This window comes from Nocardia sp. NPDC004123, assembly GCF_053603795.1.
The window spans coordinates 1-12,472 of the sequence record NZ_JBSGGG010000027.1; the positions used below are offsets into that span (position 1 = coordinate 1).

Annotated in this window: 13 protein-coding genes and 1 pseudogene; 5 read left to right on the forward strand and 9 right to left on the reverse strand. The window is 65.4% G+C overall.

Annotated elements, in window-relative coordinates; genetic code table 11:
* On the forward strand, window positions 1–331 hold a 331-nt coding region (locus ACWEQQ_RS33580; protein WP_452351049.1), incomplete at its 5' end, for a helix-turn-helix domain-containing protein.
* 322 nt (window positions 332–653) lie between these two features.
* Window positions 654–1,052: a hypothetical protein gene (locus ACWEQQ_RS33585; RefSeq protein ID WP_452351050.1), complete on the forward strand. Its 399-nt coding sequence runs from the start codon at window positions 654–656 to the stop codon at window positions 1,050–1,052.
* Window positions 1,053–1,222: 170 nt separating this feature from the next.
* On the opposite strand, the pseudogene ACWEQQ_RS33590 reads toward ACWEQQ_RS33585, so the two are convergent.
* Window positions 1,223–1,467, reverse strand: a pseudogene (locus tag ACWEQQ_RS33590) (IS3 family transposase); the annotation flags it as partial.
* A gap of 166 nt (window positions 1,468–1,633) precedes the next feature.
* The gene (locus ACWEQQ_RS33595) at window positions 1,634–3,058 is read right to left on the reverse strand and encodes an aldehyde dehydrogenase family protein (protein ID WP_452351051.1); all 1,425 of its coding nucleotides are present in this window, start codon (window positions 3,056–3,058) and stop codon (window positions 1,634–1,636) included.
* A gap of 131 nt (window positions 3,059–3,189) precedes the next feature.
* Here ACWEQQ_RS33595 and ACWEQQ_RS33600 point away from each other — a divergent pair, with 131 nt between their 5' ends.
* Complete coding sequence (locus ACWEQQ_RS33600) at window positions 3,190–3,783, forward strand: TetR/AcrR family transcriptional regulator (RefSeq protein WP_452351052.1); 594 nt, start codon at window positions 3,190–3,192, stop codon at window positions 3,781–3,783.
* Window positions 3,784–4,315: 532 nt separating this feature from the next.
* Here the strand turns inward: ACWEQQ_RS33600 and dnaB are convergent.
* From dnaB to rpsF, 5 genes are all read right to left on the reverse strand, one after another.
* Window positions 4,316–5,710: a replicative DNA helicase gene (gene dnaB, locus ACWEQQ_RS33605; RefSeq protein WP_379384326.1), complete on the reverse strand. Its 1,395-nt coding sequence runs from the start codon at window positions 5,708–5,710 to the stop codon at window positions 4,316–4,318.
* A 628-nt stretch (window positions 5,711–6,338) separates the two neighbouring features.
* Complete coding sequence (gene rplI, locus ACWEQQ_RS33610) at window positions 6,339–6,794, reverse strand: 50S ribosomal protein L9 (protein ID WP_354841000.1); 456 nt, start codon at window positions 6,792–6,794, stop codon at window positions 6,339–6,341.
* Window positions 6,795–6,811: 17 nt separating this feature from the next.
* Window positions 6,812–7,081: a 30S ribosomal protein S18 gene (gene rpsR / locus ACWEQQ_RS33615; protein WP_040814320.1), complete on the reverse strand. Its 270-nt coding sequence runs from the start codon at window positions 7,079–7,081 to the stop codon at window positions 6,812–6,814.
* A gap of 61 nt (window positions 7,082–7,142) precedes the next feature.
* The gene (locus tag ACWEQQ_RS33620; protein WP_356996014.1) at window positions 7,143–7,694 is read right to left on the reverse strand and encodes a single-stranded DNA-binding protein; all 552 of its coding nucleotides are present in this window, start codon (window positions 7,692–7,694) and stop codon (window positions 7,143–7,145) included.
* Window positions 7,695–7,828: 134 nt separating this feature from the next.
* Window positions 7,829–8,119 (reverse strand): 30S ribosomal protein S6, encoded by a 291-nt coding sequence (rpsF, locus tag ACWEQQ_RS33625; RefSeq protein WP_452340991.1) that lies wholly within the window; start codon window positions 8,117–8,119, stop codon window positions 7,829–7,831.
* Between the two features lie 246 nt (window positions 8,120–8,365).
* On the opposite strand from rpsF, the gene ACWEQQ_RS33630 reads away from it, so the two are divergent.
* Window positions 8,366–9,781: a glycosyltransferase family 87 protein gene (locus ACWEQQ_RS33630; RefSeq protein WP_452351053.1), complete on the forward strand. Its 1,416-nt coding sequence runs from the start codon at window positions 8,366–8,368 to the stop codon at window positions 9,779–9,781.
* Here the strand turns inward: ACWEQQ_RS33630 and ACWEQQ_RS33635 are convergent.
* Window positions 9,683–10,243, reverse strand: coding sequence for a CGNR zinc finger domain-containing protein (locus tag ACWEQQ_RS33635; protein WP_452351054.1), 561 nt, complete (start codon window positions 10,241–10,243; stop codon window positions 9,683–9,685). The two genes, ACWEQQ_RS33630 and ACWEQQ_RS33635, sit on opposite strands and share 99 nt — an antisense overlap.
* A gap of 84 nt (window positions 10,244–10,327) precedes the next feature.
* Between ACWEQQ_RS33635 and ACWEQQ_RS33640 the strand changes: the two genes are divergently transcribed.
* The gene (locus tag ACWEQQ_RS33640; protein WP_452340994.1) at window positions 10,328–11,254 is read left to right on the forward strand and encodes a DMT family transporter; all 927 of its coding nucleotides are present in this window, start codon (window positions 10,328–10,330) and stop codon (window positions 11,252–11,254) included.
* 58 nt (window positions 11,255–11,312) lie between these two features.
* On the opposite strand, the gene ACWEQQ_RS33645 is transcribed toward ACWEQQ_RS33640, so the two are convergent.
* On the reverse strand, window positions 11,313–12,437 hold the full coding sequence (locus ACWEQQ_RS33645; protein WP_452351055.1) for a DUF475 domain-containing protein: 1,125 nt from the start codon (window positions 12,435–12,437) through the stop codon (window positions 11,313–11,315).
* Between the last annotated feature and the right edge of the window lie 35 nt (window positions 12,438–12,472).

The following is a 12,472-nucleotide window of genomic DNA, read 5'->3' on the forward strand; positions in this document are numbered from 1 at the left end:
CGGCTCGGTGACCCGGTACGACGAGGTCGCGGTGGTCGCGATGGCCACGGTGGATCCTGAGCAGGCCAGGGCGCACGTCGTCGGTGTGCTGGGTGACCTGGCCGCCGACGACGAGGCGACCTATCGGGTGGCCGAGACGCTGGCGGTCTACCTCGAGGAGAACCACAGTCGCAACCGTGCCGCCGCGCGGCTGCACATCCACCCGAACACGGTCAACTACCGGGTCCGGCAGGCCGAGAGCATCCTCGGTCACGCGATCGGGAGCGGCGATCTCGATCTCCGCGTGGCGCTGGCGCTGCTGCCTGCCCTGCGCGGGCTCCCCTCCAGCTAACCGTTACCGACTGTTGCGGCAGCACAGTGAGGCGGCCGAAATCTGTTGCGGCTGACCGAGCCGGCACATGCCCGGTCGGGCCCGATCGCGCCTTCGCTGCAGCACGCTCCCGACAACGACATGATCTACCACGCCCAGCACAGCGCCGTCCCCTACCCGGGTGACTAGCGCGAACAGCAGATGTCGTTTTGGGGTACACCCCGGCGCCACACTCCGAGCTGCGTCGATAAGTGTTGATCTAGGGTCGATTCAGCCTATTCCTGACATATGCCTGCTCACGTCCTGGAATCCAGGTTGACACATTGCCGACGGGAGAGGGGTTATGACCGCAGCAGGGCAAGCGGTGTTGGACGGGTTGAACGAGCGGCAGCGCATCTACCTGGGCGTTCTGTTTCGGGTAGATCAGAAGCTGGAGGCCGAACAGCGGCGTCTGGCGGCGCGTGGCCGGTTCACCTCCGCGCCGGCGCGCGTCTGGCGCAGGATCGACTTCAACAACCGCTATGGGCCTGTGGTCTCGGCCGTGGAAACCCATGGGGTCTACGACGGCGGTGCCGGATCCACCCTGGCTGCGCTGCGCGAGCGTGGGCTGATCCAGACCGAGACCGTCCCGGGGATGCTGACCGACCAGGTGTCGGTGTGGCTGACCAGCGCCGGCCGCGCCGCTGCGCGGGCCGGCACCGGAACCCCGCCTCGAATGCGCGCGCTATACCGAAATCGGTGACAACCGCGCGTTCGCCGCCGGTGGGATGTTCGATGAGGATGTTGGCGGGTTAGACGTCGCGGTGCAGCACGTTGTGGCGATGAGCGTGATCGAGGGCGTAGGCAGCGTCAGTTATCGCCGTCGTAGAAGTGCCGGACGGACGATCCGCCCGGCGTAGGCGAGTCGCACATGGTGAAATCGGCCACCAGCAGCCGGTTCGGCGCCTCGACCCGGAGTCGGCGCTTGACCAGATCCGGTGCACGATGCGCAGACGGGTCCGCCACCGTGGTACGGACCTTCCTGGTGTGGCTGACCTCACGCCAGCCGTTGGCGCTCATCAGCCGCTCGACGGTGGATTTGGCCACCGCGATACCGTGCGCTGCAGGTGCGTCCACATCTTGGCCGACCCGTACAACGACTCCGGGGAACGCCGGCCACCGCGTTGCGCTGAAGTTGGTTGATCCGTCATCTTCAGCTCACCAGGGCTGTGTACACAACTAGTCATCCGCTTCCCATAAGGGGACATCAACCTTCGCCGGCGATTCCGTTGCGGCCCTTGATGACCGGATCATCCAGCGGTCAGCACACTGATCTCCTCCGGATCAGCCGCGACGCATGAGCCGTCGAACCAGGCCGATCTCACGGGCCGAGTAGGGCGGGACGACCATTCGCAGGGTGTCGGGCACGAGTGGCTTACGGAGAACAGGCTTGTGGTGACTGAACGTCTGCCACGAGTAGCTGCCGTGATAGGCACCCATACCACTGGCCCCGACCCCGCCGAACGGCAAACCACTCGCACCCACGTGAATGATTCCCGCGTTGTGAACCACAGCGCCCGAAGAGGTTTCACGCTCGAACAAATCCCGAGTCTGCGCCGAAGCGGTGAACACATACAGCGCCAACGGTTTATCCCAGGTATTCACCAACCGCACCGCATCCTCGACGGAGGCGACGGGCAGGATCGGAAGGATCGGCCCGAAGATCTCCTCGCGCAAAATCGGATGGGAGGCCTCGGGCCCGATCACTGGCGGAGTCTCGCCGGGCAGCAGCACGACCGTCGGTGCGAGGTAGCGGTCAGTTCGGTCACGCTGTCCACCGATCACTACCTCGACTCCTTCGAGGTACCCGACCACACGATCGAACTGACGCTCATTCACAATCCGCCCGTAATGCTCCTCCACTTGGGGATCACTGCCCCACATGTCGGTGATCGCCTCACGCAATGCATTGACCAGTGCGGGAACTCGATCGGGGGTGGTCATGACGTAGTCGGGGGCGACACAGGTCTGCCCGGCATTGACGAACTTCGCCCAAACCAGCCGGCGCGCGGCGGCATCGAGATGGGCGTCGTCGTCGAACCAGACCGGGGACTTGCCACCCAATTCGAGAGTCACCGGTGTCAGGTGTTCGGCGGCAGCCCGCATCACGATGCGACCGACCGTGCCACTGCCGGTGAACACGATGTGGTCGAACCGCTGTTCCAGAAGTTCGGTCGTTTCCGCGACCGCCCCCTGGACGACTCGAACCGCACCATCGGGAAAGTAATCCGGGATCAGCCGGGCGACGAGATCGGCTGTGGCGGACGCGAGTTCACTGGGCTTGAGAACAACTGTGTTGCCGGCCGCCAGAGCACCGACCAGCGGCGCGAGCAATAACTGCGCCGGGTAATTCCATGGCGCGATGATCAGCACCACCCCGAGCGGCTCGGGGATCAAGCGGGCGCGAGCGGGCATGAGCGCCAACGGGATCGGCGCCCGGCGCGGCTTGGCCCAGCGCCGCAGATGACGCAGCGAGTGCTCGATCTCGGCCCGGATCACCTCGAGCTCGGTGAGTTGCGCTTCGGTCGGGTTCTTGTGCAAGTCGGCCCACAGCGCCGCCTCGATCTCGGCCTCGTGGTCATCGAGCATCCGCCGCAATGCGCGCAGATACGCGATGCGCTGCGGCAACGGGCGAGTGGAACCGGAGTCGAAATGTGCTCGCGCGGCGGCCACGGTGTCGGCGATCGGCGTACTGGTCGCGATGTTCATCCTTCCACCATATTAGAAACGGAAAGACTTCGTTTCGAATATGGTGGCACCGTCCGGCTACATGGGAGAGAATCCAGGGCATGACGACTGCGCCCGGCGCACCACGGAGAGGCCGACGCCAGGATCCCCGCGTGGATCGCGCCTTGATCGAGGCCGCCATCGAGGAACTCGGCGAGTCCGGATACGCGGCTTTCACGACTTCCGCGGTCGCGCATCGCGCCGGCGCTTCCACGGCGTCGCTCTATCGACGCTGGTCTTCCAAGCACGAGTTGACCGCGGCCGTTGCCCGGCAGATCGCACTCGATGAGCTCGGCGAAGTCGACACCGGTGCCCTCGAAGGCGATATTTTGGAACTGCTCGCCCGCAAGCAACGAGTGTTGGACGCCAACGCTGGGCCAGCCTTGCTGTCGCTGATGGGACACGCCGCGCACAGTCCGGAACTACGCCGCATTCTGCACGACGAGGTCTACCTGGCCACTCGTGGCAGGCTCGCAGCCATCATCGATCGCGCGGCTGAGCGCCGAGAACTCGAAAGAATCATCCCTGCAAACGAAGTCGACCTGCTGGCCCTGGTCTTGATCGGCACCGGGCTGGCGCGCTCGGCCTTCATGGCGAACAACACGATCGCGGGTCCCCCCCATCCTCCCCGACCGATCGACCAGCTGGAAACCGAGTCGAGATTGTTGCTCCTGACGATTCGCAGCCGCCCGCACGAGGAGCTGTGAGTACGGTGGAAATTGCGACGCCAGGCCCTGGCCACATCGGTTCATGGAGCTCGCAGCGCGCTGGCCAGCCTTTGTCTCGAAATAGTGGCCATTTCTCCGTGGTCGACGGGGGAATCGGCGCGGATCGGCCCTCAACGGGCCGCAACCGAGTCCTATGAGGCGATTGATCGATCGGATCGCGCGATGCCCGGCCCTGCCGGGGGTAAGGCTCCCGCCCAGGCTCGCTCACGGCGATTCCCCTGCGCCTGAGAACCATCAGACAGGTACCGACGCACCGAAGGGCCGTAACGGATGACGACACGGAGCGGGCAACTCTGGTGTCCGACCAGTGATTTGGCTGATCTCTGGCCCGAGCGGATCGCTGCTCCACGCCAAGACCACCGCACGTGCGGCAGGCCCGTCCCGTCAGACGAAACGACACGCCTCGACGCGGGGCCGAAGCGGAATCTGTCTCAAAATGATGGCCAATTGGCCATCGAGTGGCCAATCATTTTGAGATTTGGCCATTCATTTTGAGACCCTACATCTACGACTAACCTCGTGCCATATCGACAAATCGGCTCAAATGCAATTGGTGCGCAACGGTGATGGTCGCGGTCGGACCGTTTCGATGCTTTCCCAGGATGAGATCTGCTTCGCCGCCGCGAGGGTCGTCCCGCTCGAAGGCATCTGGGCGATGCAGCAGGATAACCATGTCCGCGTCCTGTTCTAGTGATCCCGATTCGCGCAAATCGGACACCATGGGCCGCTTATCCGTCCGCTGCTCCGGACCACGGTTGAGCTGCGAAATCGCGATCACCGGCACCTCCAGCTCCTTCGCCAGAAGCTTGAGGCTACGCGAGAATTCGGAAACTTCCTGCTGCCGTGATTCGACCTTTTTGCCCGATGTCATCAGCTGGAGGTAGTCGACCACCACAAGGCGCAGATCGTGCCGTTGCTTGAGCCGTCGGGCTTTTGCCCGAATTTCCATCATGGTCAGGTTCGGCGAATCATCAACGAACAGTGGCGCTTCGCTGATCTCGCTCATCCGCCGCGCCAGCTTGGTCCAGTCGTCGTCGCTCATGCGGCCCGAACGCATATCGCCCAGTTTGATTTTCGCTTCCGCGGATAGGAGGCGCATGACGATTTCGGTGCGGCTCATTTCCAGCGAGAAGATGACACTGGCCAGACCATGCTTGATGGAGCAGCTGCGCATGAAATCCATACCAAGCGTGCTCTTTCCTACGCCGGGTCGGGCCGCGACGATGATCATCTGGCCCGGGTGGAGGCCATTGGTGATTTCGTCGAGTTCGGTGAAACCTGTTGGGACGCCGAGGGAGATGCCGCCTCGGGAGGCGATGGAGTCGAGTTCGTCCATCGTCGGCTGGAGGATGTCGGTGAGGGGGGCGAAGTCCTCGCTGGAGCGGCGTTCGGTGACGTCGTAGAGCTCGGCCTGGGCGCGGTCGACGACCTCGGCGACGTCCTGGCCGTCGGCGCCGGCGTAGCCGTACTGGACGATTCGGGTGCCCGCCTCCACCAAACGGCGCAGGATCGCCTTCTCCGCAACGATTTCGGCGTAGTAGCCGGCATTGGCCGCGGTGGGGACCGTTTGGGTCAGCGTGACCAGATACGGGGCCCCGCCGATGCGCTTGAGCTCGCCGCGGCGGTCGAGGGTGGCGGCCACCGTCACCGGGTCGGCCGGTTCGCCGCGGCCGTAGAGGTCCAGGATGGCGTCGTAGACGGCCGCGTGGGCGGGGCGGTAGAAGTCGCCGGGGCGGATGACCTCCACGACATCGGCGATGGCGTCCTTGGACAGCAGCATGCCGCCCAGGACGGATTGCTCGGCGGCCATATCGTGGGGTGGCTGACGGCCGAAATCCTCGCCGGGGGCGTCGGGATAGTCGGAGGGCCCGTGATCGTCGTGGCCGCGATCGTCGATGACTGCCATCGGCTCGACCGTCCTCTCTCCTCGCGCCCGGAACGAGTCCATGACCGTTGTACGCCTGCGCACCGACAGGTTCGGTCCGCCACGCGGCCCCGCCACGCCGAGTTGTGCAGGCGCGGTGGCAAACCCGTGGTGGTGGGCGCTGGATACACGGAGTCGTGTCGTCCCGGGCAGTGGTCACGACATCGAATGCGAACCTAGGCGACCGGACGGTGACCCGCCAAACCGAGCTGTGTACACACCTGTGGACAACGTGGGTATTGTTCACCAACTGTTGTGCACCCCCTGTGGAAAACTTGGGGACAACAGTCGATGTGGTCAATCAATACGCTGGTAGTGACCGAATTCGCAGTGTGTGTAATTGTGGATCAATTCGATGCGGCGTGTCGCTGAACGGTAACGTCTGGGCGTGTTGGGTGAACGAACGGTCTCGCACCTGTGATCTGTCACACAATGAGAATGGTTGGTTTGCTGAGCAATCCACAACCCGGGCGAACATCGTGAATTCTGCATGCCGACACCTCGCCCCGGTACACCCGACACGCAATCAGCGAATATCTGGCAAACAGAAAAACCGAACAAAGAAAATCGGAGGCCGCCCCACAGCTGAGGCGGCCTCCGACGAACCGAATTACTCGGCGGCAGTGACCTGCAGGTCGACCTTGGCGATCACATCCGGGTGCAGATGCACCACGACACCGTGCTTACCGGTGCTCTTGATGTGGGCCTTCGGCAGCTCGATGCTGCGCTTGTCGACGACCGGGCCACCGGCGGCCTTGATGGCCGCGGCGACATCGGCGGCGGTGACCGAACCGAAGAGCTTGCCGGTGCCGGCGGTCTTGACCGCGAGCGACACGCCGGTCAGGCCCTCGATGGCCTGCTTCAGCTCGTTGGCGTGGTCCAGGTCGCGCACGCGGCGGGCATCCTGGGCCCGGCGAATGCCCTCGACCTGCTTCTGCGCGCCACGGGTGGCGACAATCGCCAGGCCGCGCGGCAGCAGGAAGTTGCGGCCGTAGCCGTCCTTGACCTCCACGGTGTCGCCGGGCGCACCGAGGTTGTCGACATCAGCGGTGAGGATGAGCTTCATTGCTGTGCCTTCCTTTCTCAGCGGGCGGTGGACACGTAAGGCAGCAGGGCGACCTCACGCGAGTTCTTCACGGCGACAGCGATATCGCGCTGGTGCTGGACGCAGTTGCCGGTCACCCGGCGAGCGCGGATCTTGCCACGATCGGACACGTACTTGCGCAGCAGCGCGGTGTCCTTGTAGTCGATCTTGGCGCCGGCCGTGTTGTTCTTCTTGCCAGCCTTGTCTTCCTTGCAGAAGGTGCAAGCCTTCTTCTTCAGCACCTTTTCGCGTGCCGGTGCTTTGGCCATGGTCTTTCAACTCCGTAATTTCGGGAACCCAGCCGGGGCGGATTCCGGGGAAAGCCGTTGTCTAGAACGGCGGTTCGTCGTCCATCGCGCCGCCCCCGAAGGAGCCGGCCGCGGGGGCACTGCCCCATGGGTCGTCGCCGGCGCTCTGGCCGCCGCGACCCCCACCACTGCCACCACCGGAGAAGCCGCCGCCTTGCTGGCCGCCGCCCTGTCCGCCACCGCCGAAGCCGCCGCCACCACCGCCACGGGTGGTCTTGTTGACTTTCGCGGTCGCGTACCGCAGGGAGGGACCCACCTCGTCGACCTCGAGTTCGACGACCGTGCGCTTCTCACCCTCGCGGGTTTCGTAGGAGCGCTGCTTGAGTCGTCCGCTCACGATCACTCGCGAGCCACGGGTCAGACTCTCGGCCACATTCTCCGCAGCTTCACGCCAGATGTTGCAGCGCAGGAAAAGCGCTTCGCCGTCTTTCCATTCATTGGTATTACGGTCGAACACACGGGGAGTCGACGCGACGGTGAAGTTCGCGACGGCCGCTCCCGCGGGCGTGAATCGAAGCTCGGGGTCAGCCGTCAGATTGCCGATGACGGTGATGACCGTGTCGCCTTGGGCCATGGTTCCTCCTGCTTTCCGGTGCAGTCCGCAATGCGCTCGCCCGTGCACGCCCGATCAGGGGCTCGGTGCACGGTTTGCCAGTCAGCCTAGAGATAGGCACCGACGGTTACGAGCGACGTTGCGGGAGGACTGGACTACTTCTTGTCGAGGCGCAGCACCTTGGTGCGCAGCACCGACTCGTTCAGGCCCAGCTGGCGATCGAGTTCGCTCACGGTTTCGGGCTTGGCGGTCAGGGTGACGACCGCGTAGATGCCCTCGGCCTGCTTGGCGATCTCGTAGGCGAGACGGCGCTTACCCCAGATGTCGACGTTGTCGACCTTGCCGCCCTCGGACCCGACAACACCCAACATGTTGTTCAGGTTCGGGCCGACGGTGCGCTCGTCCTGGCTCGGATCGAGAATAACCATCACTTCATAATGACGCACGGACCTCATCACCTCCTGTGGACTGTGAACGGCCCACGGACTGTCCGTGGGCAGGAGGGTTCGTTGCGTCAGCAACCCGACAAGGCTACATGAGGGAACACGGTGCCCGACGCCGGGGTATCGAGGCTCTTGCTCGCGTGTTCACGCCGGCGGCGGCCGGGCGATAGATAGGCATGGCCTGCGAAATCGGGCCAGTCCCGAGCTTGAACACGCGGACACGCCGAAGAGAGTCCTATGGTGGTGCGCATGCCGAACCGACCCGTCGCCAGCGCAGCGGTCGCTCGCCGCCGCGAGGCGGGCCGGTCGATGATCGCGGTCACGTCGACGCTGGTGTGCGGGGTCACCCTGCTGATCGCGTATGTGAACAAGGCGCGGTGTGCGGGCGGGCCGTTCGAGGAGTCGGGTCGCAGCGCCATTTTCGATGTCATCAAGGACTCGAATGTCTGCTATTCCGATATTCAGTACCTGTGGCTGGGCCGCGGCATCAATGAACACGTCTTTCCGTATATAACGGGCGGCATCACACCCGATGGCCAGTTGACCGGCGGCGCGGTCGAGTATCCGGTGCTGAGCGGTCTGCTCATGTGGATCGGCGGCATCGGCGCGCACACCGATGCGGACTTCCTGCTGCACTCGGCGCTGCTGCTGGCCCCGTTCGCGTTGCTCACCGCGTATCTGCTGGCCCGGATGGCGGGTCCGGCGGCGCTGCTGTGGGCGGCCGGTCCACCCCTGGTGCTCTACGCCTTTCACAATTGGGAGCTGCCGGTGGTGGCCACCGCGGTGGCCGCGTTCTACGTGATGACCGTGCTGACCCGATATTCCCTGCGGGACCGGGCGATAGCCGCGGCGGTATTCCTGGCGATCGGCTTCTGTTTCAAGCTGTATCCCGGAATCTTCGTGCTGCCCTTGCTGATCTATGTGCTGCTCGGTGAAAACCCGCTGCGGGAACGGCGATTCGATGTGCGCGGTGCGCTCATGGTGGCCGGTACCGCGGTCGGCACGGTGGTCGCGATCAATCTGCCGTTCGCGCTGGCGGGTTATGACGGCTGGCGGGCGTCGATCACCTTCCAGCAGCTGCGGCAGGCCGATATCACCACGAATTCCATCTGGTACTGGGGTTTACGCCCGTTGTTCGCCCAGACCAGCGAGGGCGAGTCGACGTTCCAGGCCGTGGTGTCGGCGGCCTCGCCGCTGCTGGTGCTGGGGTCCTTCGCGCTGGCCTGCTGGCTGGGCTGGCGGCGGTATCAGCTGGCGGGGGTGTATCCGTGGATCGGTGTCAGCGGCGCCATGCTGTGTGGATTCCTGTTGTTCCACAAGGTGCATTCGCCGCAGTACACGCTGTGGCTGATCCCGTTCCTGGTGCTGCTGGAGGTGCCGTGGAGCTTGACCGTCACCTACCTGATGGCGGACGCGTGTATCGGGATCGGCGTCTTCCGCTACTTCTATGCCCTGGGTGCGGGCCGTGATGCCGGATTCGAGCAGAACATCGTGCAGATCGGCGTGTGGGGCCGGGCCGCGCTGCTGGTGGCGTTCTTCTTCCTGTTCGTGACGGCGCGGGCGCGCTCAGCCGGCCGGCTCGGTGTTCCGGGCGCGGAACGCCTTGCTCTTGGCCCGGTTTCCGCAGACCGCCATATCGCACCAGCGGCGCGAACCGCCGCGTGAGGTGTCGATGTAGAGGCGGGTGCAGGCGTCTCGCCCGCATTCCTTGATGCGGTCCCGATCGGGGCTGCCGAGCAGTTCGATGGCGGAGCGCGCGACGGCCGCGAGCGCGGAATCGAGTGTCCCGCTACGGTGCACGCTGCCGTCGGCGCGCAGGGTCAGCTCGGGCGCGGTGTCGTGAGCGTGCCGGTTGACGAGTCGCCGGTCGGCGTCGGCGGCGGGTTCGCCGTCGAGGGTGGCCAGCATCAGCCGCCAGGCGGCCTCGCGTAGGTTCACGGCCCGCGTGCGGGCGCCGGTGCAGTCCGGCGCGGTGTCGAGGATGCCTGCCGCCGTTACCCATTCGGCGAGTTCGTCGTCGGTGCTCAGCCGGTCGATGAAGGTGGTGCGTCGTTCCTGAGCCGTACCGATGAAGTTCAGCGCGAGATTGCCGCTGACGAACAGGTGCGGATCGGCGAAGGTGGACATGCCCTCATCGTAACCCCCTTGACAGGTTATTCAAGGAGGTGCCACGGTATAACCACCTGAACCGGTTAGCGGCGTGGAGGAATCATGGACAACCGGCTTTTCGAAGTGGCGGGCCCGCCGGCCCTCATCCTCATGTGGAGCAGCGCCTTCATCGCCGGCATCATCGGCGTGGGCGCGGCGCCGCCCATGCTGGTGCTGTTCGCCCGCTTCGGCATCGCCGGCCTGCTGCTCATCGCGTATGCCCTACTGGCGCGGGCGGTCTGGCCGCGCGGCAAGGTCCTCGCGCACACGCTGGTGGCGGGCCTGCTCATGCAGATGGTGCAGTTCGGCGCCTTCTACACCGCCATGCACGAGCACGTCACCGCCGCCGTCATCTCCCTGGTGCAGGGCCTGAGCCCGGTGGTGATCGCCGTATTCGCCGGTGGCCTGGGCGAATCCGTGAGCGCCCGGCAGTGGCTGGGCTTCGGGGTCGGCGGTCTGGGCGTGGGCCTCGCGGTGGTCGATCAGTCCAGCTTCTCGCTGGTGGGTCTGCTGCTGTGCGTGGTCGGCCTGCTCGGCCTCAGCCTCGGCACCGTGTACCAGAAGCGCTTCACCCCCGCGATCGATCCGCGCACCGGCACCGCCCTGCACGTGGCGGTCAGCGCGCCCTTCGCGGGCGCGCTGGCCGTGGCGGGCGGCGACTTCCACATCGCGGACCCGGCCCGCTTCGCCGGTTCCATGGTCTGGATGGTGCTGGTGAATTCCATGGGCGCGTTCCTGCTGCTGAACACCATGCTGCAGCGCTGGGACACCACCCGCGTCAGCCGCTTCTTCTTCGCCATCCCGGCGGTGACCGCGGTGACGGCCTGGCTGGTCATCGATCAGCCGTTGCGCCCATTGACAGTTGCGGGCCTGGGCGTAGGACTGGTCGGCATGGTCCTGGCCTCCCGTCGCGCCGCGCCGAACCCCACCCCGGCCGAGCCCGGGACTGTCCGCCGCCACCTCTCGATGCCGCAGCCCGCGCGGGTGTGACCACTGCAGGAAAGCCCGCCACACACGCTGGTGTGGCGGGCTTTCCAGTCTCGGTGGATCAGCCGACGGGGCTGGGCTCCAGGTCTGCGGGTTCGTCGTCCTCGTCCTCGTCGGACTCGGCCTTCTCGCGCCGATTGCGGATCACGCTGGTGATGAACGCCGCTCCGATGAAGGCCACGCCGACCAGGCCGCTGATCACCTCGTTGACGTGAACGCCGATGGTGATGAGCAGGATGACCGCCAGTGCGCCGATGGCCCAGAACGCGCCGTGCTCGAGGTACACGTATTCCGAGAGCGTGCCCTTGCGCACCAGGTAGACGGTGATGGACCGGACGAACATGGCGCCGATCAGGCCCAGGCCCAGGGCGATCAGGATCGGGTCGGAGGTGATGGCGAACGCGCCGATCACGCCGTCGAAGGAGAACGAGGCGTCGAGCACTTCCAGATACAGGAACAGGAAGAACGCCGCCTTGCCGGTCGCCTTGATGATGGCCGAGGGCCCCGCCGCGGACTGTTCTTCGGCGTGCTCCTCGGCATGGAACAGGGAGCCGAGCCCGTCGACCAGGATGTAGGTCATCACGCCGAGGATGCCGGCCAGCAGCACGGTGGACCGGTCGTCGTCGGCGGCGATGAATTCCGCCGCGATGACGATGCCGCCCAGGGTGAGCACCACCGCGAGCATGTCGAGTTTGCCGAGCTTGGCCAGCGGGCGTTCGATCCAGCCCAGCCAGGTGACCTCGCGCTCCTCGAGGATGAAGTTGAAGAACAGCAGCAGCAGGAACGCGCCGCCGAAGGCCGCGATCTGCGGGTGCGCGTCGGTGAGCAGCTTCTCGTAGGAGGGGCTGCCGTCCGCGAAGGTGAGGGCCCCGTCGGCGGGCGGGTTCATGGCCAGGTCGAAGGCGCGAACCGGGCTGAGGCCGGCGGTGATCCACACGATGGCCAGCGGAAACACCAGGCGCATACCGAAAACCGCGATGACGACGCCGACGGTGAGGAAGATCCGTTGCCAGAACTCGCTCATCCGCTGCAGGATGCTGGCGTTGATCACCGCGTTGTCGAAGGACAGCGAGACCTCGAGGACGCCGAGGATGGCGCACAGCAGCAGGGCCGTGGGACCGCCGTACACGAGGGCCGCGAGCAGCGACAGTACGGTGACGATGATGGAGAGGCCGAATATTCGCACCGCAGCGGGCCTTTCGTTGTGCCGGGTCGTGGACG